The 24,358-nt window shown below is 66.6% G+C and carries 25 protein-coding genes; 14 read left to right on the top strand and 11 right to left on the bottom strand.

Features of this window, described 5'->3' with window-relative positions; genetic code table 11:
- The first annotated feature begins 285 nt into the window (after positions 1–285).
- Complete coding sequence (locus tag Q0897_RS09835; protein ID WP_299309213.1) at positions 286–744, top strand: MarR family winged helix-turn-helix transcriptional regulator; 459 nt, start codon at positions 286–288, stop codon at positions 742–744.
- A 28-nt stretch (positions 745–772) separates the two neighbouring features.
- Here the strand turns inward: Q0897_RS09835 and Q0897_RS09830 are convergent, their stop codons facing one another.
- The 7 genes from Q0897_RS09830 to Q0897_RS09800 form a co-directional block, all read right to left on the bottom strand.
- On the bottom strand, positions 773–1,762 hold the full coding sequence (locus Q0897_RS09830) for a type II secretion system F family protein (RefSeq protein ID WP_299309212.1): 990 nt from the start codon (positions 1,760–1,762) through the stop codon (positions 773–775).
- A 13-nt stretch (positions 1,763–1,775) separates the two neighbouring features.
- Entirely contained in the window at positions 1,776–2,744 is a 969-nt protein-coding gene (locus tag Q0897_RS09825) for a type II secretion system F family protein (RefSeq protein ID WP_299309211.1), read from the bottom strand.
- Between the two features lie 22 nt (positions 2,745–2,766).
- Complete coding sequence (locus tag Q0897_RS09820; RefSeq protein WP_299309210.1) at positions 2,767–4,035, bottom strand: pilus assembly protein CpaE; 1,269 nt, start codon at positions 4,033–4,035, stop codon at positions 2,767–2,769.
- The gene (locus Q0897_RS09815; protein ID WP_299309209.1) at positions 4,032–4,706 is read right to left on the bottom strand and encodes a CpaD family pilus assembly protein; all 675 of its coding nucleotides are present in this window, start codon (positions 4,704–4,706) and stop codon (positions 4,032–4,034) included. The genes Q0897_RS09820 and Q0897_RS09815 overlap by 4 nt, the downstream gene beginning before the upstream one ends.
- A gap of 23 nt (positions 4,707–4,729) precedes the next feature.
- Positions 4,730–6,271: a type II and III secretion system protein family protein gene (locus Q0897_RS09810; RefSeq protein WP_299309367.1), complete on the bottom strand. Its 1,542-nt coding sequence runs from the start codon at positions 6,269–6,271 to the stop codon at positions 4,730–4,732.
- 122 nt (positions 6,272–6,393) lie between these two features.
- On the bottom strand, positions 6,394–7,428 hold the full coding sequence (gene cpaB / locus Q0897_RS09805) for a Flp pilus assembly protein CpaB (protein ID WP_299309208.1): 1,035 nt from the start codon (positions 7,426–7,428) through the stop codon (positions 6,394–6,396).
- Between the two features lie 93 nt (positions 7,429–7,521).
- Entirely contained in the window at positions 7,522–8,034 is a 513-nt protein-coding gene (locus tag Q0897_RS09800) for a prepilin peptidase (protein WP_299309206.1), read from the bottom strand.
- Between the two features lie 92 nt (positions 8,035–8,126).
- On the opposite strand from Q0897_RS09800, the gene Q0897_RS09795 reads away from it, so the two are divergent.
- Together Q0897_RS09795 and Q0897_RS09790 are read left to right on the top strand one after the other, a co-directional pair.
- Positions 8,127–9,089, top strand: coding sequence for an alpha/beta hydrolase (locus Q0897_RS09795; protein WP_299309205.1), 963 nt, complete (start codon positions 8,127–8,129; stop codon positions 9,087–9,089).
- On the top strand, positions 9,086–10,174 hold the full coding sequence (locus tag Q0897_RS09790; protein ID WP_299309204.1) for an FAD-dependent oxidoreductase: 1,089 nt from the start codon (positions 9,086–9,088) through the stop codon (positions 10,172–10,174). The genes Q0897_RS09795 and Q0897_RS09790 overlap by 4 nt, the downstream gene beginning before the upstream one ends.
- A 10-nt stretch (positions 10,175–10,184) precedes the next feature.
- On the opposite strand, the gene rnhA is transcribed toward Q0897_RS09790, so the two are convergent.
- From rnhA to ispH, 3 genes are read right to left on the bottom strand one after another with little or no spacing between them, the layout of a single operon-like run.
- Positions 10,185–10,625: a ribonuclease HI gene (gene rnhA / locus Q0897_RS09785; RefSeq protein WP_202085940.1), complete on the bottom strand. Its 441-nt coding sequence runs from the start codon at positions 10,623–10,625 to the stop codon at positions 10,185–10,187.
- Positions 10,622–11,626 (bottom strand): homoserine kinase, encoded by a 1,005-nt coding sequence (gene thrB / locus Q0897_RS09780; protein ID WP_299309203.1) that lies wholly within the window; start codon positions 11,624–11,626, stop codon positions 10,622–10,624. Before thrB ends, rnhA begins: the two co-directional genes overlap by 4 nt.
- Positions 11,627–11,630: 4 nt before the next feature.
- Positions 11,631–12,611, bottom strand: coding sequence for a 4-hydroxy-3-methylbut-2-enyl diphosphate reductase (gene ispH / locus Q0897_RS09775; RefSeq protein WP_299309201.1), 981 nt, complete (start codon positions 12,609–12,611; stop codon positions 11,631–11,633).
- Between the two features lie 285 nt (positions 12,612–12,896).
- Here ispH and Q0897_RS09770 point away from each other — a divergent pair, with 285 nt between their 5' ends.
- The 9 genes from Q0897_RS09770 to tatC all read left to right on the top strand — a co-directional run bounded on the left by Q0897_RS09770 (position 12,897) and on the right by tatC (position 20,220).
- Positions 12,897–13,556, top strand: coding sequence for a hypothetical protein (locus Q0897_RS09770; protein ID WP_299309200.1), 660 nt, complete (start codon positions 12,897–12,899; stop codon positions 13,554–13,556).
- Between the two features lie 81 nt (positions 13,557–13,637).
- Complete coding sequence (gene argS / locus Q0897_RS09765) at positions 13,638–15,398, top strand: arginine--tRNA ligase (protein ID WP_299309199.1); 1,761 nt, start codon at positions 13,638–13,640, stop codon at positions 15,396–15,398.
- 15 nt (positions 15,399–15,413) lie between these two features.
- Positions 15,414–16,058: an SPOR domain-containing protein gene (locus Q0897_RS09760; RefSeq protein ID WP_299309197.1), complete on the top strand. Its 645-nt coding sequence runs from the start codon at positions 15,414–15,416 to the stop codon at positions 16,056–16,058.
- Between the two features lie 78 nt (positions 16,059–16,136).
- Complete coding sequence (gene nagZ / locus Q0897_RS09755) at positions 16,137–17,165, top strand: beta-N-acetylhexosaminidase (RefSeq protein WP_299309196.1); 1,029 nt, start codon at positions 16,137–16,139, stop codon at positions 17,163–17,165.
- Positions 17,166–17,188: 23 nt separating this feature from the next.
- A complete protein-coding gene (locus tag Q0897_RS09750) occupies positions 17,189–17,962 on the top strand; it encodes a ScpA family protein (protein ID WP_299309366.1) in 774 nt (257 codons plus the stop codon).
- A 2-nt stretch (positions 17,963–17,964) separates the two neighbouring features.
- Entirely contained in the window at positions 17,965–18,618 is a 654-nt protein-coding gene (gene scpB / locus Q0897_RS09745) for an SMC-Scp complex subunit ScpB (RefSeq protein WP_299309195.1), read from the top strand.
- Between the two features lie 32 nt (positions 18,619–18,650).
- On the top strand, positions 18,651–18,950 hold the full coding sequence (gene tatA / locus Q0897_RS09740; RefSeq protein WP_299309365.1) for a twin-arginine translocase TatA/TatE family subunit: 300 nt from the start codon (positions 18,651–18,653) through the stop codon (positions 18,948–18,950).
- A gap of 27 nt (positions 18,951–18,977) precedes the next feature.
- Positions 18,978–19,412 (top strand): twin-arginine translocase subunit TatB, encoded by a 435-nt coding sequence (locus Q0897_RS09735; RefSeq protein WP_299309194.1) that lies wholly within the window; start codon positions 18,978–18,980, stop codon positions 19,410–19,412.
- A 4-nt stretch (positions 19,413–19,416) separates the two neighbouring features.
- Positions 19,417–20,220, top strand: coding sequence for a twin-arginine translocase subunit TatC (gene tatC / locus Q0897_RS09730; protein WP_299309192.1), 804 nt, complete (start codon positions 19,417–19,419; stop codon positions 20,218–20,220).
- 43 nt (positions 20,221–20,263) lie between these two features.
- On the opposite strand, the gene Q0897_RS09725 is transcribed toward tatC, so the two are convergent.
- Positions 20,264–21,943 (bottom strand): amidohydrolase, encoded by a 1,680-nt coding sequence (locus tag Q0897_RS09725; RefSeq protein ID WP_299309191.1) that lies wholly within the window; start codon positions 21,941–21,943, stop codon positions 20,264–20,266.
- A gap of 58 nt (positions 21,944–22,001) precedes the next feature.
- Between Q0897_RS09725 and Q0897_RS09720 the strand changes: the two genes are divergently transcribed.
- Positions 22,002–23,267 carry a threonine ammonia-lyase gene (locus Q0897_RS09720; RefSeq protein ID WP_299309190.1) on the top strand — a complete coding sequence of 422 codons (1,266 nt, stop codon included), beginning with the start codon at positions 22,002–22,004 and terminating at the stop codon, positions 23,265–23,267.
- 224 nt (positions 23,268–23,491) lie between these two features.
- A complete protein-coding gene (locus Q0897_RS09715) occupies positions 23,492–24,346 on the top strand; it encodes an arginyltransferase (RefSeq protein ID WP_299309189.1) in 855 nt (284 codons plus the stop codon).
- Positions 24,347–24,358: the final 12 nt, after the last annotated feature.

Below are 24,358 nucleotides of genomic sequence, written 5' to 3'. Positions count from 1 at the left end.
TGGCCATGTTGTTATCGGGCAACAGTATCCCGTTTTTGCGCCGTCAACGTGCAATCGCGACGGGTGCCGGGCATCTGCGTGGAATCGTCGTGCAAGGCGGCAAATGGCGTTTTGCGCGTAAAGTCGCTCGATCATCAGGCGCGATGCCCATTGCGAAAGACAAGTCGGGTTCAGGGGCGTTCCACGGATATTTAAATACGCCACAGGCGGTCATTCGCGTAATATACTAAGGTAAATGGCAAGGCGAAGCTTGGCGAAGCGGCGATTGCGCGATAGGGAAACGCTATGAAACAGCTTTCATCCCGCCTTGCCGACTTTCTGCCCTATCGCTTGTCCGTCACCTCCAACATGGTCAGCGACAATATTGCGCGCGAATATCGTCGACGCTTCGGACTCAGGGTATCCGAATGGCGGGTCATGGCGATTCTGGGCGATGCGGGCGCGTTGACGCAGCGCGATCTGGTCGCAGCGACGTTCATGGACAAGGTCGCGGTCAATCGCGCGTGCAAGGTGTTGTGCGACCGTGCGCTCATCAAGCGCAGCCCCAATGCGAACGACGGCCGGTCCCATCTCCTCGAACTGACGGAGGAGGGCACCGAGATCTTCGACGCGGTGATGCCGCTCGCGCTGGAGATGGAGGCGTCGCTGCTCCAGGTGCTGTCGGCGAGCGAGCGCGAGACGCTTCTGCGCACACTGGGCAAGCTGTTCGACCGCGCGCGCGAGATCGGCGCAAGGCGCGATTGACGCGCCGGGCTTCGGACCCGGTGCGCCGTTAAAGCATCGCGTCCGAGATGGAACAGGCCGCCGGCCCGAGAATGACGATGAACAGCACCGGCAGGATGAACAGGATCAGCGGCACGGTCATGATCGCCGGCAGTCGCGCGGCCTTTTCCTCCGCCCGCATCATCCGTTCGTTGCGAAATTCCGCCGAAAGCACGCGCAGCGCGGAGGCGAGCGGGGTGCCGTAGCGCTCGGTCTGGACCATGGTGGTGGTGACACCGCGGATCGCCTCCAGATCGACGCGATAGGCGAGGTTTTCGAACGCCTGGCGCCGCTCGGACAGGAACGACAATTCGATCGAGGTCAGCGAAAATTCGTCAGCAAGCTCGGGATAGGCGCGCCCGAGTTCGCCCGCCACGCGGCCAAACGCGGAATCGACCGTCAACCCCGCCTCGGCACAGATGACGAGCAGGTCGAGCGCATCGGGAAGCCCCTTGCGTATGGCGTCGGTGCGCTTCGTGATACTGTTCTTCAGGTAGATGTCGGGCGCCTTGTACCCGATGCCGAGCGCGGCGGCGAAGAGCATGAACCGCTTGAAGCTGCCCCATTCGGGAAATGTGTCGGACCAGTAGACGATGAAGGCGGCAAGCAGGCCGAGAACGACAGGCGCAATCACCCGGAAGGCGATGACGACATAGGCCAGGTCCTTGCGCCGGATGCCCGCCTGCATGAGCTTCTGCTCGATTTCACTGATCTGCGTGTCCTGCAACATGCGCAGTTTGGCGAGGATGCGGCGCACCTTGTCGGTATGGGTCGTGTTGCGCCGCACGCTGCGCCGCCGGTGCGCCATCACGGTCAGCCCGGCCTTCAATTCGTTGCGCCGGGCATTCAGCGACTTGACCCGCTTCGCCATCGGGTCGCGCACGGTCACGGCGGCATAGATGGCGAGCATCACGGCAAAGGTCGCGACCGCGACCAGCAGCGTGCCGACCGTGATCACGTCGAAGCCGAGAAGGGTGGGGCCATCGCCCTGGTTCGTCATGCCGCGTCCCCCCTCAGATCTCGAAACTGACCATCTTGTACATGATGAACGCGCCGATGCTCATCCACACGGCACCGATGATGCCCGCCACGATCAGCCGGTCGTCGACGAAAAATCCGCCCAGATAGTCGGGGTTCAGAAGATAGACGAGCGTGAAGACGATGAACGGTAGCGAGCCGACGATATAGGCAGAGGCCTTCGATTCCGAACTCATCGCCTTGATCTTCAGCTTCATCTGCGCGCGCTTGCGCAGCACCTCGGCAAGGTTCGACAATGTCTCGGCCAGATTGCCGCCCGTCTCGCGCTGAATGGCGAGACTGATGCAGAAAAACTGGAATTCGGGGATGTTGAGCCGGTTCGCGGTCTGCTGTAGCGCATCGTCGAGCGTGCGGCCGACCTTTACGCCGTCGACCACACCGCGAAATTCGGCGCCGACGGGGCCGGGCACCTCATGCGCGACGACACCCATAGTTTCGGTAACCGGCAAACCGGAGCGCAGCCCGCGGACGAGCAGTTCGATCGCATCGGGAAAGCGGGTGTTGAACTGATCCAGGCGGCGCTTGATCATGAACCCCACGATCCAGTGGGGCAGCCCCAACCCGATCGCCAGCCCTGCAAACAGCGAGAGGAAAACGGCCCCTGTTTTCAACAGGGTCAGCGCTGCGACGATGACGGTCAGCCCGGCCGAAATGTAGAGATATTGGGAGACCGACCATTTGTCGCCCGTCCTCTCCAGCCGAAGCACGAGCGCATCGAGCCGGGAATCGGCACCGCCCTTGCGGCGGCGCGGCTTGCGCGCGGCGACCGCCTTTTTGAGCTGCGCCTCCACCTTGGCGCTTTCATTAAGCGCATGGCGCGCGCGGATCTTGTCCAGCCGCCTGGTCTGGCTGCGCGAGCGCATGTTCTCGTAAACGCCGTAATAGCCGAGCAGCAACAGGGCGAGCATCGCACCCGCAATCATCAGCGTCTGCATCAATCCCATGGCTTGTCCCCCGCGCGCCGCATCATGCCTTCTGCTTTGTGCCGAGAAGGGCGCGAAGGTCGAACATGCCCTTCAGGGCGCTCTTTTCCGATTTTCCGCTCACGGGTTCTCCGTCTCCCGACATCGCATAGATGCGGTTCGCGAGATCGGCGATCGCGCCGCCTGCCTTGCTGTTGCGGTTGGCCTCGATGAAGGTTTCGCCCTGCTTTGCCGCGTTGACGGCTGCCTTCGCGTCTTCGGCGATGACGATGTCGATCTTGCGTTCGATCGAGGCTTCGAAATCCTTGCGCGTGATCTCGGTCTGGCCGGCGGGCATCTTGTTGCACACGATGATGGGGGTCACGTGCTGCGCGTTCGAGGTGACCCAGGACAGGATGCGGATCGCATCGCGCGCGGATGCCAGCGTCAGTTCCGTGACGAGCACGAATGCGTTCGTTTCGGCCAGAACATGCGGAAAATTGATGAGCATGTTGCGCGGCAGATCGATGACCGTCATGTCGAAGGCCTGGCGAAACTCCTCGCTCAACCGGACAAAGGCGCTGCCATCCGTCATCAGCGGCGTGCCGATCGCCGCCTCGGCGGAAAGGACCGATAGGTTTTCATTGGCACGCACCATCGCGCGTTCGATGAACAGGCCGTCGATCCGGCTCGGGTTGTCCATCGCATCGGTGAGGCCGCGACCCGGTTCGAGATCCATGACGAGCGCCCCGGTCCCGAAATGGACGTCGAGATCGAGCAACGCCGTCGGCAGTTTCCGCTCGTCCGAAAAAAACCAGGCGAGCGAACTTGCGATGGTGGTGGCGCCGACGCCGCCGCGCGTGCCGACCACAGCCGTGCTGACATGGGTGCGTTCCGTTCCGCCGCCGTTCGCCGCGGAATTGCGAGGCGAATTGAACACGGCGAGCGCGGACACCATCGCCTCGCGCAGGATCTGTTCCGATAGCGGCTTGAGCAGGTAATCCTGAATCCCGCTGGCGATGAGTTCGCGGTAGAGGCGGACATCGTTCACCTTCCCCATCGCGACGACCATCGTGCCGGGCTCGCAAACCTCCGCCAAAGCGTTGATGTCGGACAGCGGGTCGGCGCATTCGGACAGGTCGACGAGAAGGATCGTCGGGCTCGCGCTCACCGAAAGCGACTGCACCGCGTTGCGCAACCCGCCCAGGTTGATGTTGTCCTCGGGAATGTTGAGATCCGAAATCACCGTGCGCACGATGTCCATCGTGGGCTGGTCGCAGACATAGGCGGCAAAGCTGTCGCGATCGGACTTGTTGCCTGTGGACGCGCTCATTGCTGGTTCCCTCCCTGGCTGGCGGTTTGCGCACCGATCAGGCCGCGCTGCGAACTGGGCGGCTGTTCGCGATAGCTCTCGATCGGCTTGGCCGCGGTCATGATATCGGTGCCCCCGCCGGCCCGTTGCCCGCGCAGCAGATCTTGCGGATCGGCGATCATCACGGCCATGTTGCCGTTTATCGCGCACCCGAAATTGGGATAGGTCGCGTTATAGGGGTTCGCATCGGAATCGGCGGACCAGTCCGGGCAACCCGGCACCGCGGCGGTAGCGCGGGTCAGCACGACGCGCACCACCCCCGGCGGCAGCCCGCCTTGCGTGACGGGCGCGTTGGCCGACAGCATCATGCCCCGCTGTTCGACCAGTGCCGCGATCTGGGCGATGGCATCGTCGCCGATGGCACCGTCGACCGAGACCCTGTCCCCATAGCCGAAATCCATCGCTTCGAGCCATTCGTCGAGCCGGGCCTGTTCGGACTGGGGCAGGCCATAGGCCATCGTCCGCACGTCGAGGACATGGGTTTGCGCGGTGACCACGGGCTGTTTCACGGAATAGAGCGAGCGATTGTGCGGCACCCCGCCGATACAGCCGGAAAGCGCCGCGACAAGCGCGATGCAGAGGGGAAAGGCCAGAGTGCGCAGGCGTCGGGCCGGGCGGTGGGGCGTGGTCATGGGCATCATGCTTGGGTCACCCTTCAAAACGAAAAGCCGGGGGCGGGGTCGCCCGTTTCGGTCGCGGCCGGACCGGCGGGCGGCGCCATTGAGCCACCATCGGCGCGCAGGGGCGGGGCGGGCTCGCTGCGTGGCATGGGGCGTTCGCTCCCCGTTACGCCGGCCGACACGCCGTCGGTCTGCATGTTGCCGAGAATGCGCTGCAACTCGTCCGGCGCGCGATAGCCGTCGGTGGGCAGGACGATGTCCTTCGCATCGACCGGCTCGACCAGATAGGGCGTGACCACGATGACAAGCTCGGTCTCCCCGCGCCGGAAATCGGTGGAGCGGAACAGGCTTCCGATGATGGGGAGGTCGCCCGCACCCGGCGTTTTCTCCAATGTCTGACGCGAATTGTTGGACAGCAAGCCTGCGATCATGAAGCTTTGGCCCGAGCCCAGTTCCACCGTCGTTTCCGCCCGCCGCGTGGTGAGCGCGGGAATCTGGAACCCTTCGATGGTGATGGCCCCTTGGGAGGACAGTTCGGACACTTCGGGCCGAACGCGAATGGAGATGCGCCCGTTGGCGAGCACAGTCGGCGAATAGGACAGGCTGACCCCGTATTCGCGATATTGCACGCTCGTCGCGCCCAGGCCCTGGCTGATCGGGATGGGGTATTCGCCGCCGGCAAGGAAGGTGGCCGTTTCGCCCGAAAGCGCGGTCAGGTTCGGTTGCGACAACGTGGTGATCAACCCGACCCGTTCCGCCAGGTCGAGGCCCAGATTGACGTCGATCCCGAGCAGCTTGCCCGCCAGGTTGAGCGCGGTCTGCTCCGATTGATTGCCCGGCGAACTGAACCGCGTGCCGTTTACGACAAATTGCCCGGTCGTGGGGTCGAATGGCAGGCTGATCGAATCTCTCGGAAGATTGTACATGGCCGATGCGTCGACCCTGGGGAAACGGTCGGAGTTGAAGGCGTCGATGATCTCGCGACCGGCATTGTTGCTGCCGCGCTGAACCCCGAACTGAAACCCGCCGGTCGTGTCCCGGGTGACGAGATTCGACGCCATCTCGCGGACCAGCGAACGGCTGACCTCGGCAAAGCGGACATGCAGGCTGACCTGCAATGGCGTGGCGGTTTTCAGGCGGCTGATGACGTTGATGCCATCGCCGACGAAGGCCGCGACCAGCCGCTCCGCCTCCGCCGCATCGCCGGGCGACGCGACCGTCCCTGTCAACAGCACCGTGTTGTTCATCGTGGCCGTGGCGATCCGCGCCTCTGGCATGGCCAGCCCAAGCATCTGGTCGATGCTGTCGATGTTGGAGCCGACGCGCACATTGGCGGACCACACGATATCGCCAGCCGCGTTGGAGGCATAGACGGTGGTTTCCCCGCCCGCCTTGCCGAAGACATAAAGCTGGTTGCGGGATTTCACCTTTACATCCGCGATCGCGTCATTCGCGATGAAGATATCCGTCATCTGTCCCGCGACGTTCACCAGCTGCCCCCGCCCGATGGACAGGACAATCTCGCCCGCCGGTGCGGTCACGCTTTGCGCCCGTGCAATGCCGCCCGCACCGCCCATGCCCGGTCCCGCAGGGGCGAGCGCGGTCGCGGCAAGGGCAACCCCTGCGAACAGGCGTTTCGCGAACGCGGTCTTCGATTTTGTCTGCCTGATCATGATCCCGTTCTTACCTTTTCGCGCGATCATTTGCCGACCGGAACGGCGACGGTATCGGTCCCGCGGCTGATCCGGACGATCGGCCCCTGATAGCCCGACTGCGCGGTCTGCGACCCGCTGGAGGAATTGCGGCTGCGGTCCTCGTCCGCGTCGATCCGGCGGACAGGGGCGCTGCTGCCCGAATTGCCTTTCCGGGGCGGGACGGTGCGGCGTTGAAAGCGGGATACGTCGGCGCCCGTCTGCACGGTGGAGCGGCCGGCCTGCGGGCGGTTCATCGCGGTGCGCAGGATTGCCTCCTCCTGTTCCGGCGTCGCATCGTCGGGCACGATCACCTCGCCCGATGCGATTGCGCGGTCGAGCTCATCCTGATTATCGGCGAGCGAGCGCAGCGAGAGCGACAATTCGCCGATCGTCTGCGCCACCGCGATCTGCTCCGCGATGCGGGGCGTCACCTCGAGCGTGACGGTCCGGAAACCCTGCACCACGGTCTTCCCCTCGACCGTCCGCGTGGTCGTCGACTGATCCGTGGCGAGGACGCGCAGGTTGCGCAGGATCGTTTCGGCGACCTTCAACGGCGGGCCGTCGCCCGTGACCTGCTGCGTCAGCACGAGATCGATGCGGTCGCCCGGAAAGACGAACCCGCCGACCCCGGTCTTGACCGAGACCGGCACGGTGACCGCGCGCATCCCGGGGCCGAGTGCCGCGGCGAGAAAGCCCCTGTCGCCCGGCATGACCAATGCGCCATGCGTGACAGGTTGCCCTGCGGTCACCGGATAGCGCACGACCGTGCCGAGCAGTTTTTCCAGATCCGCCTCGCCATCGATGTAATAGGCATCCTGCACCATTTCGGAGGGCCACTGCTTGAATTGCAGAGCGTCCGCCGTGATGATCGTGCCGACGGGCAGGGCGCGTTGCGCGACCAGCACGCGCGGCCCTTCCGGAACCTGTGCGGCCTGCACCTGCGGCGCGGTGCTGCCGGCGAACAGGCTGCGCGCCATCAGCGCGGTCCCCACCGCCACCACCAATGCCACCGCCAGCAATATCAGCTTTTTCCTGTCCATGGCCCATCAGCCCTCATTTATGCGCAAGGTCCGGCGAATCCCGTCCGCGCCTGTTTGTCGAAGTGAAATTCGCCCCAAATGGTTAAGATCAGGTCAAGACCCGAGCGTCGCACTGCCGAGCTCGCTCAACCCCGCGCCGTAGCGGACCGCGATCACCGCCATCATCGCGGCGGCCACCGAAATGGCATAGGGCACCTGCATGCGGCCGGTCGTCGCGCCCTTGCGCCGGGCGCGGCGATGACGATGCCATACGAAAAGCGTCAGCACCCCGTTGGCAAGCGCGGTGAACACGATGAGCGCGAGATACCAGCGCGGCTCCATGCACAGCGCGATCGCGGCGAGCAGCTTGACATCGCCGCCGCCCACCTGGCCCAGCCGGAACAGCACCGCCCCCACCAGGAACGCGGCCACCGCCATGATCAGTTGAATCGCCACCCCCGGCCAGAGCGATAGCCCGTTCCCGATCCAGAACAGCGGCGCCATGACCACGATGGCGAGGCAGAGCGTGTTCTTGATCTTGCGATACCGGTAATCGGTAAAAGCGGCATAGAGCACCGCGATTGCCAAGGCGGCGACCGCCGCGTAAGTGAGCAGCCCATCGTCCATGTTCCAAACCCCGTCTTAACCATTGCGAGGCCCGGTTTAGGCGGCATGGCTTACCAAATAGTAACCAAGCCCGAAAAGATGGCCCGAGCCAGATGACGTCCTCTCCCGACCCGGTCCGCCGACAAATTCCGGCCCACGCGCGCGAAACGCGATGGACCGCGCCCGACGGGTTTCGCGTGCGGCGGATCGACCTCGACCATGGGGCCGGCACCGCGCCGCGCGGGTCGTTGCTGTTCCTCCCGGGACGGGGCGATTCGTATGAAAAATATCTCGAAACGCTGACCCGCTGGCATCGGGCGGGGTGGCGCGTGACGGCGGTGGACTGGCGCGGGCAGGCGGGATCGGGACGGCTGGGCGACGATGGCGTGAGCGGCCATGTCGATCATTTCGGCCTGTGGGTCGACGATCTCGCCGATTTCTGGACGCAATGGATGGAGCAGGGTGGCGGGCCGCGGGTCGTGGTCGGCCATTCCATGGGCGGGCATCTCGCCCTGCGCGCGATGGCGGAGGGCCGGATCGCGCCCGATGCGGCGGTGCTGGTCGCCCCGATGCTGGGCCTTGCGGGGAAACAGATGCCCGCGGTGATCACAGATGCTGCGGCGCGCGCGATGCGCTGGGTCCGGGGCGCGACGACGCCGGCCTGGCGCTGGAGCGAGAAGCCCGGCGAATTGCCGCAGGACCGGATCGACCTCCTGACCCATGACGAAAGCCGCTATGCCGACGAGGTGTGGTGGCGCAGCGAGCGCCCCGAGCTCGCCATGGGGCCGGGGAGCTGGGGCTGGGTCGCAGGCGCGGTCGGTTCCATGCGCTGGCTCGCGCGGGAGGCGGTGTTGCGACGGGTCGCGGTGCCGATCATGTTCGTCGCGACAGGCGCGGACCGGCTGGTGTCGGCGGATGCGATCCGGCGGGCCAATCGCCTGATTCTCGATTCGCGACTGGTCGAGTTCGGGCCGGATTGCGCGCATGAAATCCTCCGCGAGACCGATGCGATCCGCGATCGGGCGCTTCTCGCGATCGACGATTTCCTGGACGAGGCGGCACCCCCCGCATCATGACGGAACGGTTCGACATCGTCATTGCCGGCGCAGGTATGGCCGGGGCGTCGCTCGCCGCGCGGCTCGCGCCGCATCGCAGCGTGACGATGATCGAGGCGGAGGACGAGCCGGGCTATCACGCGACGGGTCGTTCGGCGGCGTTCTGGGCCGAAAGCTATGGCGGGCCGGGCATCACGCCGCTCACCATCGCGTCGGGGCCGTATCTACGGCGGCACGGGTTCCTCGCCCCGCGCGGCGCGCTGACGCTGGCGCGGGAGGAGGACCGAGGCCGCATCGCCGCGTTCGTTTCGCGTTTTGCCGCACTCGGTGTCGATGTCGCGATGCTGAACCGTGAGGAGATCGAGGCGCGCGTGCCGGGCGTTCGCGAGGGCTGGACAACCGCATCGTGGGAACCGGATTGCTGCGACATCGACGTGGCCGCGCTGCACGCGCATTTCCTCGCGCTGGCACGGCGGGGCGGGGCGGGCCTGCGCAACCGGGCGCGGCTTTCCTCCGCCCGGCGGGAGCGGGGGGAATGGCAGCTCGTATTGGCGGATGGCACGACGATGCGGGCCGGTGTGCTGGTCAATGCGGCTGGCGCTTGGGCCGACGGGATCGCGCGGATCGCGGGGGCGCGGCCGCTGGGCATCGCGCCGCTGCGCCGCACGGTCGCGCAGGTGCGGACCGATCCGCCCGCGCCGGCGACGCTCCCGCTCGTGCTCGACATCGACGAACGCTTCTATTTCAAGCCGGAAAGCGGACGCATCTGGCTATCGCCGCATGACGAAACGCCCTCCGCGCCGTGCGATGCCGCGCCCGAGGAGATCGACGTCGCGACCGCCATCGCGCGGCTGGAGCAGGTGGTCGACTGGCGCGCCGAACATGTCGAGCGGCGCTGGGCCGGGCTGCGCAGCTTTGCGCCCGATCGCCTGCCGGTCTATGGCTGGGATCCTTTGGCAGAGGGGTTTTTCTGGTGCGCGGGGCAGGGCGGTTTCGGGATACAGACCGCGCCCGCTGGCTCGGCGCTGGCCGCGGCGCTGCTGCTCGGCCAGGGGGGCGACGAACCGCTCGACCCTGCGCCCTACGCCCCCGCGCGCTTCGCCTAGCGCCTAACGCCTAACGCCCGGCGATAGCATCCGCCGCATCGCTGGCGAGCGTGTCGGCGCGTTCGTTCTCCGGATGACCGGCGTGCCCCTTGACCCAGTGCCATTCGATCGTGTGCGGGCGCGCCGCGTCGAGCAGTTCGCGCCACAGATCCTCGTTCAGCACGGGCTTCTTCGCCGCGGTCTTCCACCCCTTCTTCTGCCAGCCGAAGACCCATTTCGTGATCCCGTCGATCAGATATTTGCTATCGGTATAAAGATCGACGCGGCACGACCGTTTGAGCGCGGACAGCGCGCGGATCGCGGCGGTCATTTCCATCCGGTTGTTGGTGGTGTCGGCCTCGCCGCCGGACATTTCCTTTTCCACTTCGCCCTTGCGCAGAATCGCGCCCCATCCGCCGGGGCCGGGATTGCCCTTGCACGCGCCATCGGTGAAGATTTCGACGTCGCTCATGCCGCGAAGGCCGCGTCGCCGTGGCGGGCATAGAATTGCAGGCGATTGAGAAAGGCGACCGGATCCTTCTTCGTCACCAGCGCATCGGCGGGCGTATGGAGCCAGTCATAGGCCCGCGTGAGCAGGAAACGCAGCGCCGCCCCCTGCGCCAGCAGCGGAAGCGCCGCACGCTCCTCGTCGCCGAGCGCGCGCACCGTTTCATACCCGGCGAGCAGGGCCGCACTCAGCTCTGCATCGAATTCGCGCCCGTCGGGGGAAAAGCACCACGCCGCATGGGTCACGGCAAGGTCGTAGGCCATCGCCCCGTTGCACGCGAAATAGAAATCGATCAGCCCCGAAACCCCATCCCCGGTGAGCAGCACGTTATCGGGAAAAAGATCGGCATGGATCACCGATTGCGGAAGGTCGCCGGGCCAGCGGGCCGCGATATCGCGCGCAAGATCGGGGACGGCGGCAAGGGCGGGGTCGATCTCGTCCCATCGCCCCTCGCACTCGGCCGTGAAATGCAGCCACGCGGCGGGGCCCATCCCGTTGTCCCGGCGCATCGCGAAATCGCGCGCGGCAAGATGCACGCCGGCGAGCGCGATGCCGACCGAACGGGCCTGCGCCGGGGTCGGACTGTCGGCGGACACGCCGGGGAGAAATTCGATCAGCGCGACGGCCTTTTCGACGATGGAGCCGTCGCGCATCCGCGCCGGGAACATGCGGAACGACGCGCCCCCTGTATCGTGGATGGTGCGCGGCACCGGACAGCCCGCCGCCGCGAGATGGTCGAGCAGGCCGAGAAAGAACGGCAGGTCGGAGGCCTCGGTCCGCTCTTCATACATGGTGAGGATGAAGCGGCGACTGCCCGCCCCGTCGCGTCCGCCATCCGTCTCGATCAGCCAGTTGCTGTTCGAAACGCCCTCGGCAATGCCCTTGGCGGAAATCAGCGTGCCGACCCCGAACGCGCGGATCAGCGCGTCCATGTCCTCCGCCCCGATGCGGGTATAGACCGCCATGGTTTCAGTCCGCGAGCTGTCGCGGAAGCTTGAATGTGATGTGTTCCTCCGCCGTGGTGACGACGTCCTCTTCCACCTCGCGCAAGGCGTTGAGCCGGTCGATGACCTCGCGCACGAGCACTTCAGGCGCGCTCGCCCCGGCGGTGAGGCCGATGGTGCCCACCCCATCGAGCCAGGCCGGGTCGATATCGGCGCCGCGCTGAATCAGGCGGGCATCGGTGCCCATGCGTTCGGCGACCTCGGCAAGGCGGACCGAATTCGACGAATTGGTCGCGCCGATGACGAGCATCAGGTCCACCTTGGCCGCGATCGCCTTTACCGCCGCCTGCCGGTTGGAGGTGGCATAGCAGATGTCCTCGGCCTTGGGTCCGACGATCTGCGGGAACCGGGCGCGCAACGCCTCCACGATGGCGTTGGTGTCGTCGACCGACAATGTCGTCTGCGTGAGAAAGGCCAGGGGCGCGTCGTCGTCGAAGGACAGCGACGCCACGTCCTCCACCGTTTCGACGAGAGTCATGCAGCCGTCGGGCACCTGCCCGAACGTGCCGATCACCTCCGGGTGGCCGCGGTGGCCGATGAACAGGATGTGGCGCCCTGCCTCCACCTGCCGTTCGGCCTGCCGGTGCACCTTGCTGACGAGGGGGCATGTCGCGTCGAGATAGTCGAGGCCCCGATCCTCGGCATTGGCGGGCACGGCCTTGGGCACGCCATGCGCGGAAAAGACGACCGGCACGCCGTCGGGCACCTCGTCCAGCTCATCCACGAACACCGCCCCTTTTTCGCGCAGCGTGTCGACGACGAAGGCATTGTGGACGATTTCATGGCGGACATAGACCGGCGCGCCATAACGGGTGAGCGCGCGTTCGACGATTTCGATGGCGCGGTCCACCCCGGCGCAGAACCCGCGCGGCGCCGCGATGAGCACCTTGAGCGGGAGGCGGGTATCGGCGGTGCGCGCGGGCGCAAGAGTGCTGGGCTGGGTCATTGCGCCCCTGCATAGCGCCGCGCGCCCCGTTTCGTAAAGCGAGCAGCGCGCGCGTTATTCTTCACCCTTGCAAAGCCGCGCCATCGACGCCCGCCGCGAAACGCCGCGCGCCCGTAAATCGGCGGTAAACGATTCCGCGCGCAGGAGCGATGCGCCGTCTCGATTGCCCTTCCCCCGCATGACCGTTAAGGGCGACGGGGAAACATCCGGCGCGGGCATCGTGGCCATACGCTCCGCACGCGCGGGAACAGGCGTTCGCGCATGAACAGATAAGGGTTTTGCCGCATGAAATACCGTAACCGCATCGCCCGCATCGCCGCGACGCTGGGCACAGCCGCCCTTCTCGCGGGGTGCAGCACCGAGGGTGAGCTGGTCGTCGACCAGGGCGTGGGTGTGAATGCGGTGCGGTCGCGCTGTCCCGCCGTCGGCATTCCCGATTACACGGGCGACATCACCACGTTCCGCGATCCGCAGGCGATGACCGCGGCCTCGCTCGACGTGACGGCGGCAATGACGAACCTGCGCGTGACCTGCGACGATAGCGGCGCGCGGATTTATTCCGAGGTGGCCTTCGACGTCTATGCCCGGCGCAGCGACACCGCGCAGGCGCGGCAGGTCACGCTCCCCTATTTCGTGACCGTCGTGCGCGGCGGGACCGCGGTGCTGACGAAACGGGTCGGCGAGGTGACGATCGATTTCGCCGCCGGACAGGACCGGGCGCAGGCCAGCGCGCGGGCCGGTGCCTTCGTCGACGGCGCCGCCGCCACGCTCCCTGAGGATGTGCGCGACCGCATCACCCGGCGGCGCAAGGCCGGCGACGAGGATGCCGCACTCGATCCGCTCGCCGATCCGGAGGTGAAGGCCGCCGTCGCGCGCGCCACCTTCGAAATGCTGGTCGGGTTTCAGCTCACGCCGCAGCAGCTCGCCTATAACGCAACCCGGTAAAGCGGGCGCCGGGCCGGCAGTAACGCGATTTCGCGCATCACCGGCTTCCCCCCGCGAGGATAAGACGCTAACCGCGCGGGCATGACACCGAACGATACCCATACCGCCACGCTGCACGCCGTCATGTCCGATGCGGTGGATGCCGTGCTCGACCGACTGGTGGAGGCGGGCACGCTGCCGGCTGGCCTGTCCCGCGCGAATGTCGCGGTGGAACCCCCGCGCGATCCCTCCCACGGCGATCTGGCGACCAATGCGGCGATGGTTCTGGCCAAGCCGGCCAAGACCAATCCGCGCGCCCTTGCCGAGGGAATCGTCGCCGAGCTGACCGCGCATCCCGCCGTCGAGGAGGCGAGCATCGCCGGGCCGGGCTTCATCAACATGCGGCTTGGAAGTGACGCCTGGCTCGGCGAATTGCGCGCCATCGCGGCACTGGGCGACGATTACGGCCGGTCCGACATGGGCGCCGGACAGACGGTGAACATCGAATATGTCTCCGCCAATCCGACGGGGCCGATGCACATGGGGCATTGCCGGGGCGCGGTGGTCGGCGATGCGCTGGCCGCGCTGCTCGAATTCGCAGGCTTTGCGGTCATCCGCGAATATTACGTCAACGACGCCGGCGGGCAGGTCGATGTCCTGGCGAAGAGCGTGCACCTGCGCTACCGCGAGGCGCTGGGCGAAGAGATCGGCGCCATTCCCGAGGGGCTGTATCCGGGCGATTACCTCGTCCCGGTGGGCGAGGCGCTTGCCCGCGAGCATGGGGATGCCTTCGTCGGCGCGGACGAATCGGAATGGCTGCCGCTGTTTCGGAAAGAGGCGGTCGCGGCCATGCTCACCATGATTCGCGAGGATCTGGCGCTGCTCGGCATTCATCACGACCTGTTTTCGTCCGAGGCCGAGTTGCAGGCCGCCGGAAAGCCCGAAGAAGCAGAGAAGTTCCTGCGCGAAAAAGGTCTCGTCTACGACGGCGTATTGGAAGCGCCCAAGGGCAAGACGCCCGAGGATTGGGAGCCGGTCGAACTGCCGCTGTTCCGCTCCACCCAATTCGGCGACGATCAGGACCGCCCGATCAAGAAGTCGAACGGCGCGTGGACCTATTTCGGCGCCGACCTCGCCTATCATTTTCAGAAGTCGGAAGGCGTCGACGCGCTGATCGACATATGGGGCGCGGACCATGCCGGCACGGTAAAGCGGATCAAGGCCGCGGTCGCCGCGCTCACCGGCGCGAAGGACGGCACGCCCAAACCTTTCGACGTGAAGCTGGTGCAGATGGTGCAGCTCCTGCGCAATGGCGAGCCGGTGAAAATGTCCAAGCGTTCGGGCAATTTCGTCACCCTCGCCGAGGTGGCGAGGGAAGTGGGCAAGGACGTGGTGCGCTTCACCATGCTCACCCGCAAGCCCGAGGCGCAGATGGATTTCGACTTCGCCAAGGTGGTCGAGGCGTCGAAGGACAATCCGGTCTTCTACGTCCAATATGCCCATGCGCGCATCTGTTCGACGCTGCGCAAGGGGGCGGGGGCCGGCATGGCGCCGTCGGACGCGCATCTCGACCTGCTGGGCGAGGAGGAGCAGGCGCTCATCAGGCAGACCGCGCAGTTTCCCCGCATGGTGGAGGCAGCGGGCCGGGCGCGCGAACCGCACCGCATCGCGTTTTTCCTCGCCGAGCTGGCGGGATCGCTGCACGCCTACTGGAACCTCGGCAATGACCGGATGGACAAGCGGTTCATCGTCGCCGACAATGCCGATCTTACGGGCGCGCGGCTGTATCTTGCCGAACGCGTCGCGCAGGTGATCCGCAACGGGCTCGCCATTCTGGGCGTCGAGGCGGCAGAGGAACTCTAAGCGACGGGGGCGGCCATGGCGGCGAAGGACCGGGCGGATGACGGGCGGCTCGCATTGGGTGAGCCTGACACGCATCTGCCGTGGCTGGAACCCGCCGGAGAGGACCGGGACGAGGGCGTGGACTGGCCCCGCGTGCGCACGTTTGCGGGGGTGCTGGCCGCGGTCGTCCTCGGGCTCGCGCTGATCTTCTGGTTCGCGTCGGACCGCATGGCGACCCCGCCGCAGGCCGACGGTTCGATCATCGCGGCGCCCGATACGCCGTACAAGATCCGCCCCGACGATCCGGGCGGACTGCGCTTTCGCGGGACGGGCGACACCGCCTATCTCGTCGGCGAAGGGGTCGAGCAGCGCGGCACGCTGGCGCGCGGGGAAACGGCACCGGTTGCGGGCGACACGTCATCGAGCGATGAACCAACCGGCGCACCCACTGGCATCCCGGTGCAGATCGGCGCGTTTTCGAGCGAGGACGACGCGCAGGCGGGGTGGCAGCGCTTGATCGCGCGTTACGAACCGCTGCGCGCGCATGGCCACCGGGTCGTCGAAGGGCGGGCGGACATCGGCACGGTCTACAGGCTTCAGGCGCTGGCCCCTGCGCGCGGTCCGGCCCATGCGCTATGCCGCGATCTGCGCCGCAACGGGATCGAGTGCCAGGTGAAATAGGGCGCGTGCGGTCCGGTTTTCCCCGGTGGCCGCATGTCCGACCTTGCGAAAGCGCGGCGATTGCGCGATTTCGGTCGGATGACGCCTGCAATCTTTGCCCTTTCCGGCCTCGCGCTCACCGATGACGAGCGCGATTTCCTGCGCGAGGCGGACCCCGCCGGCTATATCCTGTTCGGGCGCAATTGCGAAAGTCCGGCTCAGATGCGTGCGTTGACCGACGCGCTGCGCAGCCTGCACGGGCGCGACGATCTCTTCATCACCATCGATCAGGAAGGCGGACGCGTCGCGCGGATGAAGCCGCCGGTCTGGCCGGCCTATCCCGCAGGGGCCGTGTTCGACAGGCTTTACAACATCGCGCCGATGTCCGCGATGGAGGCGGCGCGCGCAAACGCACTGGCCATCGGGCTGGACCTCGCCGAGGCGGGGGTTTCGTGCGATGCGCTGCCGCTGCTCGACGTCGGTACGCACGACACGCACGATGTCATTGGCGACCGCATGCTGGGCCGCGATCCGATGCGGGTTGCCTCGCTTGGTCGCGCGGTGCTCGACGGATTGCTCGATGCCGGCGTGCAGGGCATCGTGAAGCACATTCCAGGCCATGGGCGCGCCACCGCCGACAGCCACAAGCAATTGCCCACCGTGACCGTGGACGATGACGCGCTGGAACGCGATATTTATCCGTTTCGCGCGCTTCGCAATGCGGCGGTCGGCATGACGGCGCATATCGTGTTTACCGCATGGGACGCGGACCGTCCCGCCACGCAATCGCCGACCGTGATCGAGAATATCATCCGGCGCCGCATCGGTTTCGACGGGCTGCTGCTGTCGGACGATATCGATATGGAGGCGCTTTCGGGCAGCATCCCCGAACGGTCCGCCGCTGCGATTGCCGCCGGGTGCGATGTCGTGCTCAATTGCTGGGCCCGGATGGACGACATGGCGGGCATCGCCGAGGCCTTGCCGCCGATGACGGAGCGGGCGCGCGAACGGCTGTCCGCGGCGATGGCGCCGACCCGCGTGGCGGCGCCGTTCGACGGCGCGGACGCGCGCGCCGCCGCGATCGCGAAACGCGATGCCCTGTTTCGCGCGGCCGGCATGGCGGCGTGAACGACACCCCGTCCCCGGCGCCGCTGCTCAGCGAGGCGGGATGGGACGCGCAGGCGCCCGCCGATGCGGAGGATGCCGCGCGGCTTTATATCGAGCTCGACAACTGGGAGGGACCGCTCGACCTGCTGCTCGATCTCGCGCGGCGGCAGAAGGTCGATCTGCGCACGATCTCGATCCTGGAACTGACCGATCAATATCTGGAATATATCGACACGGCGGGCGCGCTGAAACTCGAACTGGCGGCGGATTATCTCGTGATGGCGGCGTGGCTGGCCTATCTCAAATCCGCGCTGCTTTTGCCCAAGGCGGAGCAGGAGGATCCAAGTCCCGAGGAGCTGGCCCTGCGGCTCCAGTTGCGGTTGCAGCGACTCGCCGCGATGCGGGAGGCGGCGGCGCGGCTCATGGCGCGCGACCGGCTGGGGCGCGACAATTTCCTGCGCGGCGCACCCGAAGGGCTGCGCGTGATGAAGCGCAAGGCCTGGCAATGCGAATGGTTCGACATCGTGCACGCCTACGGGCAGGTGAAGGCCCGCACCGCGCCTGTCGTCCACATGGTGAAGGACCGCGCGGTCATGACGCTGGAAAGCGCGCTGTCGCGGGTGTCGGCCATGCTGGGCGTCGCGATCGACTGGATGGAACTGCGCCAATTCCTGCCACCGCATGCCGATCCGCAATTGCGCCGCTCCGCTTTGGCGAGCAGCTTCGCCGCCGCGCTCGAACTTGCAAAACAAGGCAAGGCCGACCTGCGTCAGGATACGGCGTTCGGCCCCCTCCGCCTGCGCAGCGCCGAACGGTAGCCATGGCACGGCCCGATCTCGTGCGCGGGGTGGAGGCGGTGCTGTTCGCCGCAACGGAGCCGATGAGCGCGCAGGACATAGCCGAGCATCTGGGCGGCGAGGATGTCACGCCCGCGCTGCGCGAATTGGAGGCGCATTACAAAGGGCGCGGGATCGAGCTGGTCCGGCGCGGGCAGCACTGGCATTTTCAGACCGCCGCCGATCTCGCCTCACTGCTCCGCCGCGAACGCGAGGAAGTGCGCCGCCTGTCGCGCGCGGCGACCGAATGCCTCGCCATCGTCGCCTATCACGAACCGGTCAGCCGGGCGGAAATCGAATCGATCCGCGGCGTGCAGACGGCGAAGGGCACGCTCGATGTCCTGATGGAGGCAGGCTGGATCCGGGCGGCCGGGCGGCGCGAGGTGCCGGGCCGCCCGGTGATCTACGCGACGACGCCCGCGTTCCTGACGCATTTCGGCCTCCAGAGCCGCCGCGACCTGCCCGGCCTCGCCGAATTGCGCGCCGCGGGCCTGCTCGACCCGGTGGAGGAGGCGATGGAGCGGGCGATGGGGGAACGCGAAGCGGGACGCGACGACGCCGGCGATGACGGCAATATCGGGCGAACCGATCCGAATGCCCGCACGGCAGCACTGGATAATGACGGCGAAAGCGCCTAGATCACAGCCATGAAACCCGTTGTGGAGAATGCATCGTGAATGTCGGTCCCTGGCAATTGCTGATCGTCGCTGTCCTGATCCTCGTCCTGTTCGGGCGGGGACGCATATCCGAAATGATGGGTGATTTCGGCAAGGGCATCAAAAGCTTCAAGCAAGGCATGAACGAGGAAGAGCGCAAGGACGCCGCGCGGATCGAGCAGCGCAGCGAGGCCGCGCCCACCCCCGCGCCGCCGGTAACGCCGGCGCCGACCGCGACGCCCGCCCCCGCACCGGGCGAATCGGCGCCGGTTTCCGCACCCGCCGATCCGAACGCGTCCGAACCCAAGGCGTGATACGGCGAGGCGACGGCTGATCCCGCCATGTTCGACATCGGTGCTTTTGAACTGCTGATCATCATCGGCGCGGCGGTGTTCGTCATCGGGCCGAAGGACATGCCGCTCGCCATGCGGACCGCGGGCCGCTGGATCGGGAAGATGCGCAAGGTGACCGGCCATTTTCGCGCCGGGATCGATGCGATGGTCCGCGACGCGGAACTGTCCGACATGGAGGATGAGTGGAAGCGGCGGAATGCCGAGATCATGGCGCGCCATCCCGAAGCCGCGCGCGATCCGGGGTCCGAAACGCCGCCTCCTGCGCCTCTGGGTGTGAGCGGCACCGCCGCGGCGGACGACGACGCCGGCCCGCAGATGGAGCCGCTCAACCCGCCCGCACCCCCGACGCCGCCTGCATCGGCAAGCAGCGCATCGGGAAGCACCGCATCGGACGATGCGAACGCGCCCGAAACGCGGGGCTAAACCCATGGTCTATCGCATTCCCGACATAGACGAGAGCGAGCAGCCGCTGCTCGACCATCTCATCGAATTGCGCAACCGGCTGATCCGGTGCCTGCTCGCGCTCGGCATCGCCTTTGCGATTTGCCTGCCCTTTGCCGACACGATCTTCGGCTGGCTCGTCCGCCCGTTGACGCAGGCGTTCCCGGCGGGCGAGGGGCGGCTCATCTATACGCAGCTTTACGAGGCGTTCTTCGTCGAATTGAAGGTGGCCTTGTTCGCGGCGTTCTGCCTGTCGTTCCCGATCATCGCGAATCAGCTTTGGGCCTTTGTCGCGCCGGGGCTTTATGCGCGGGAAAAGCGGGCGTTCCTGCCGTTCCTCTTCGCGACGCCGATCCTGTTCGCGGCGGGGGCGTCGCTTGCCTATTTCGTGGTGATGCCGACCGCGTTTCGCTGGTTCATCGGCTTTTCGGGCGAAACCGGCGGGATGCAGATGGAAGCATTGCCCGGCACCGGGGATTATCTGTCGCTGGTGATGCAGTTCATCCTGGCGTTCGGGATCTGTTTCCTGCTGCCGGTGCTGCTGCTCCTGCTGAACCGGGCGGGGCTGGTGACGCGGGCGCAGCTGGTGAAGGCGCGGCGCTATGTCATCGTCGGCATCGTGACGCTGGCGGCGATCGTGACGCCGCCCGACCCGGGCTCTCAGCTTGTGCTGGCCCTGCCGCTCTATCTCCTGTTCGAAAGCTCGTTGCTGATCATGCGGTGGAGCGAGCGCAAGCGCGTGCGCGAGGCCGAAACCCCCGCTGCCGCCGAGGTCGAGAAGGAAGCCTGAACCGGACGGGCCGCGCCACGCGCGCGGGGGTCACGCACGTGGGTCAGTCGCGATCGGCGGTATAGACCCGCTGTCCCGCGATCCATGTTTCCACGACCGTCATCGCGCGCAGACGTTCGGGCGAGACGGTCAGCGGATTTTCATTCAGCAGGATGAAATCGGCCCATTCGCCGGTATCCAGCGTGCCGAAGCGCCCCTCGGCCCGCCCGGCCCATGCCGCCGTCGCGGTATAGGCGGCAAGCGCCTGCGCCGGCATGATCGTCTCGTCGGGATACCATCCGCCCGCCGGCTGCCCATCGGCATCGGTGCGCGATATCGCGGCGGCGAGCCCGGCGAACACGTCCGGCGCTTCGACCGGCGCGTCCGAGCCGAAGGCCACCGGCACGCCCGCTCGCTCCATCGAGGCCCAGGCATAGGCACCGTCGAGCCGGTCCGGCCCCAGCCGCGCCTGCGCCATCAGCCGGTCCGAGGTCTGATGCTGCGGCTGCATGCTGGCCACCGCGCCCAGCGCGGCAAAGCGCGGGATGTCGGCCGGTGCGACGATCTGTGCATGTTCGATGCGCCAGCGCCGCTCGCCGGTGTAGGTATCGTCGAGCTCCGCAATCGCGTCGAGCACCTCCGCATTGGCGGCATCGCCGATGGCGTGCACCGCGACCTGGAAATCGTCCATCGCGGCCCGGCTCATCAGATTGCGCAATTGCGTGCCGGTGAGCAGCGGCAGACCCGTCTGCTTCGGCGCGTCGGCATAGGGCTGGCTGAGCCATGCCCCGCGCGAACCCAGCGCCCCGTCGAGGTAAAGCTTCACCCCGCCCATGTGCAGCCTGTCGCGGTACAGCCAGGGCGAGGGGCCGGGCCCGGCGATCGCCTCCATGTCCTCCACCCCGTGGGCATAGGACATGATGCGAATCCGCAGCCGGCCAAGATCGCCCGCCCGGCGATAGGTGTGCCAGTCCTGCATCGTCGTGCCCATGTCGGCGACGGCGGTGATCCCCCGCGCGATGAGCAGGTCCTGCGCATTTTGCAGTGCGCGGTCGCGATCCTCCGGCCGGATGGAGGGGCGGGCCTTGTCGATGAGGGCGCTGGCCCCGTCGACGAACACGCCGGCGGGCGCCTTGCCGCCGGCAATGCGTTCGATGCGTCCGCCATCGGGGTCGGGCGTGTCGGCATCGACGCCCGCGGCCCGCATCGCCGCCGTGTTCGCCCATCCGGCATGGCCGTCCACCCGTTCGAGCCACACGGGCCGGTCCGCGACCGCCGCGTCGAGGTCGGCGGCGGTGGGAAAGCGGCCAAGGCCCCAGCGTTCCTGATTCCAGCCGCGCCCGATGATCCATGCCCGGTCGGGATTGTCGGCGGCATAGGCGGCGATGCGCTGCTGCGCCTCGGCGAGGCTGTTCGTGTCCGACAGGTCGAGTGTGAGCGTCGCAAGTCCCAGCCCGGCGACATGCAGATGCGCATCGACGAAGGACGGCATCAGCACGCGGCCCTCGCCATCGAGGCGATAATCCACCTCCCGCGGGAGCCGCTCGCCCTCGCGGTAAAGCCCTGCAACGCGCCCGTCATCGTCGATCAGCAGCGCGGCAAAGCGTTCGACGGTGCCGTCGCGTTCGAAACGCATGCCCGCCACATTGTCGATCAGCGTATCGGCGTGGGCAGGAGCGCCCGCCACGGCCAGCATGGCGAGGGCGGAGAGCACGGGGCGGACGGGGGTAAAGACAGACTTCATAAGTGACAGCCTTAAACGCCATTTGCACGGCGCGCCATATCCGATAGGGCCGGCGACCATGGCAGATCTTCAGAACGCATCGAAGGCCGGCGGCACGACCGCTGCCGATCAGGCCCCGTTTACCGCCGCGGATGTCCGCGCCGCCGCCGCGCGCATCAGCGGGCAGATCGTGCGCACACCGACGATGCACAGCAAGACGCTCTCCGACATTACCGGCGCCAATATCTGGCTCAAGTTCGAGAATCAGCAGTTCACCGCCGCCTACAAGGAACGCGGCGCGCTCAACGCCTTGCTGCTCATGGAGGACGATGCCCGTTCGCGCGGCGTCATCGCCGCATCGGCGGGCAACCATGCGCAGGGGTTGAGCTATCACGGCACGCGGCTCGGCGTGCCGGTCACGATCGTCATGCCGCGCACCACCCCCACGGTGAAGGTGATGCAGACCGAGGCCGTGGGCGGCAATGTCGTGCTCGAAGGGGAAACCTACGACGAGGCCTATGCCCATGCGCGGCAGCTCGAACAGGATATGGGGCTGACCTTCGTCCACCCGTTCGACGATCCGCGCGTGGCCGCGGGGCAGGGGACGGTCGCGCTCGAAATGCTGGAGGATGCGCCCGAGATCGACACGCTCTGCGTGCCCATCGGCGGCGGCGGGCTGATTTCCGGGATGTCCACCCTCGCGCGGGAGGTGAAGCCCGACATCGCCATCTACGGTGTGCAGGCGGCTCTCTACCCCTCCATGTATGCGAAGGTGAAGGGCAAGAGCATGGAATGCGGCGGCGACACGCTGGCCGAAGGGATCGCGGTGCGCGACCCGGGCAAGATGACGTCCAGGGTGGTCGCCCGCAATGTCGACGATATCGTGCTGGTCGACGAGCCGCAGCTCGAATCGGCGACCGCGCTTCTGCTGCAGATCGAGAAGACGGTGGTCGAAGGGGCCGGTGCCGCCGGGCTCGCCGCTGTGCGCGCGAATCCCGATCTGTTCGCCGGGCGCAATATCGGCATCGTGCTGTGCGGCGGGAATATCGACACCCGGCTGCTCGCCAATGTGTTGCTGCGCGATCTGGCGCGGTCCGGGCGGCTGGCGCGGCTGCGTCTCACGCTGCAGGATCGGCCGGGCGCCTTGTTCAAGGTGATGCGCGCCTTCGATGCGCACAACGTGAACATCATCGAGATCTATCACCAGCGCATCTTCACCACCCTGCCTGCCAAGGGGCTGATCACCGATATCGAGTGCGAGGCCCGCGACCGCGCGCAGATCGACGCGCTCGTCTCGCAGCTTCAGGGCGAAGGCTATGTGGTGAGCGAGGTCGAACTCGCCTGAAACCGGCGGGGCGGCGCGTGTTTGCGCGGCCCCGTTCCATGTTTAATCCAACAAATTTCAACGTGTGCCATTGCGGGAGAGGTCGGTTTTGCTACGTTCAAACGTAGTTAATGGACTTTAACCTTCTGTGGGTCTTTGCCATCTACGCAGGTGCAGCATCGGCAATCGGCCATGGTGCATCGGTTTTGGAACGTCAAAGAGCGAAAGGGCCAGGTGATCGCATCATGACTGCGCCGGTAAAATTTCCCCGTTTCTTCGTGACCGCTCCGGCGCCGTGCCCCTATCTGCCGGATCGCCAGGAACGCAAGGTCTTCACCGAGATCGACGGGCCGGATGCCGAAGCGCTGAACGATGCCCTTGGCCGGATCGGATTCCGCCGCAGCCAGAACGTCGCCTATCGCCCCAATTGCGCCAGCTGTTCGGCGTGCGTGTCGGTGCGCGTCGTGGCGAGCGAATTTCGCGCCTCCGGCACGCAGAAACGCACGATGAAGGCCAATGGCGACCTGATCGCGACGGCGACGCGGCCCTGGTCCACGGTCGAGCAATATGATCTGTTGCAAAAATACCTGTCCGTGCGCCATCCCGATGGCGGCATGTCCGCCATGGACGAGATGGATTACGCCGACATGGTGGAACAGACGCCCGTGACCAGCTATGTCATCGAATATCGCGAGCCGGGCGAGGATGGGACGCCGGGTCGCCTGGTCGGGGCCTGCCTGACCGACCGTCAGGACGATGGCCTGTCCATGATCTATTCATTCTACGACCCGCACCATCCCGCGCGGACCGGACTTGGCAATTATATCATTCTCGATCATATCCGGCGCGCAGGCCAATCCGACCTTCCCTATGTCTATCTGGGCTATTGGATCGAGGGTTCGCCGCGCATGCAATACAAGGTCCGCTATCGGCCCCTCGAACGGCTGGGCCGGCAGGGGTGGGAACGTTTCGATGCCGATCGTCAGAGCGCTCTCATTGCCGAGGCTTCCGCGCCCCGACGCGGCGATGGCGGCACCCATGGCGGCAACAAGGACGGCATGCCCGGCGGCCAGCGGCAATACGCGGCGGCCAAGCGCTGAATCCCGTCGTGT

Origin of the sequence: uncultured Croceicoccus sp. (assembly GCF_947496385.1) — a bacterium.
Lineage (GTDB): Bacteria > Pseudomonadota > Alphaproteobacteria > Sphingomonadales > Sphingomonadaceae > Croceicoccus.
This window is presented reverse-complemented; position numbering and strand designations above follow the sequence as displayed.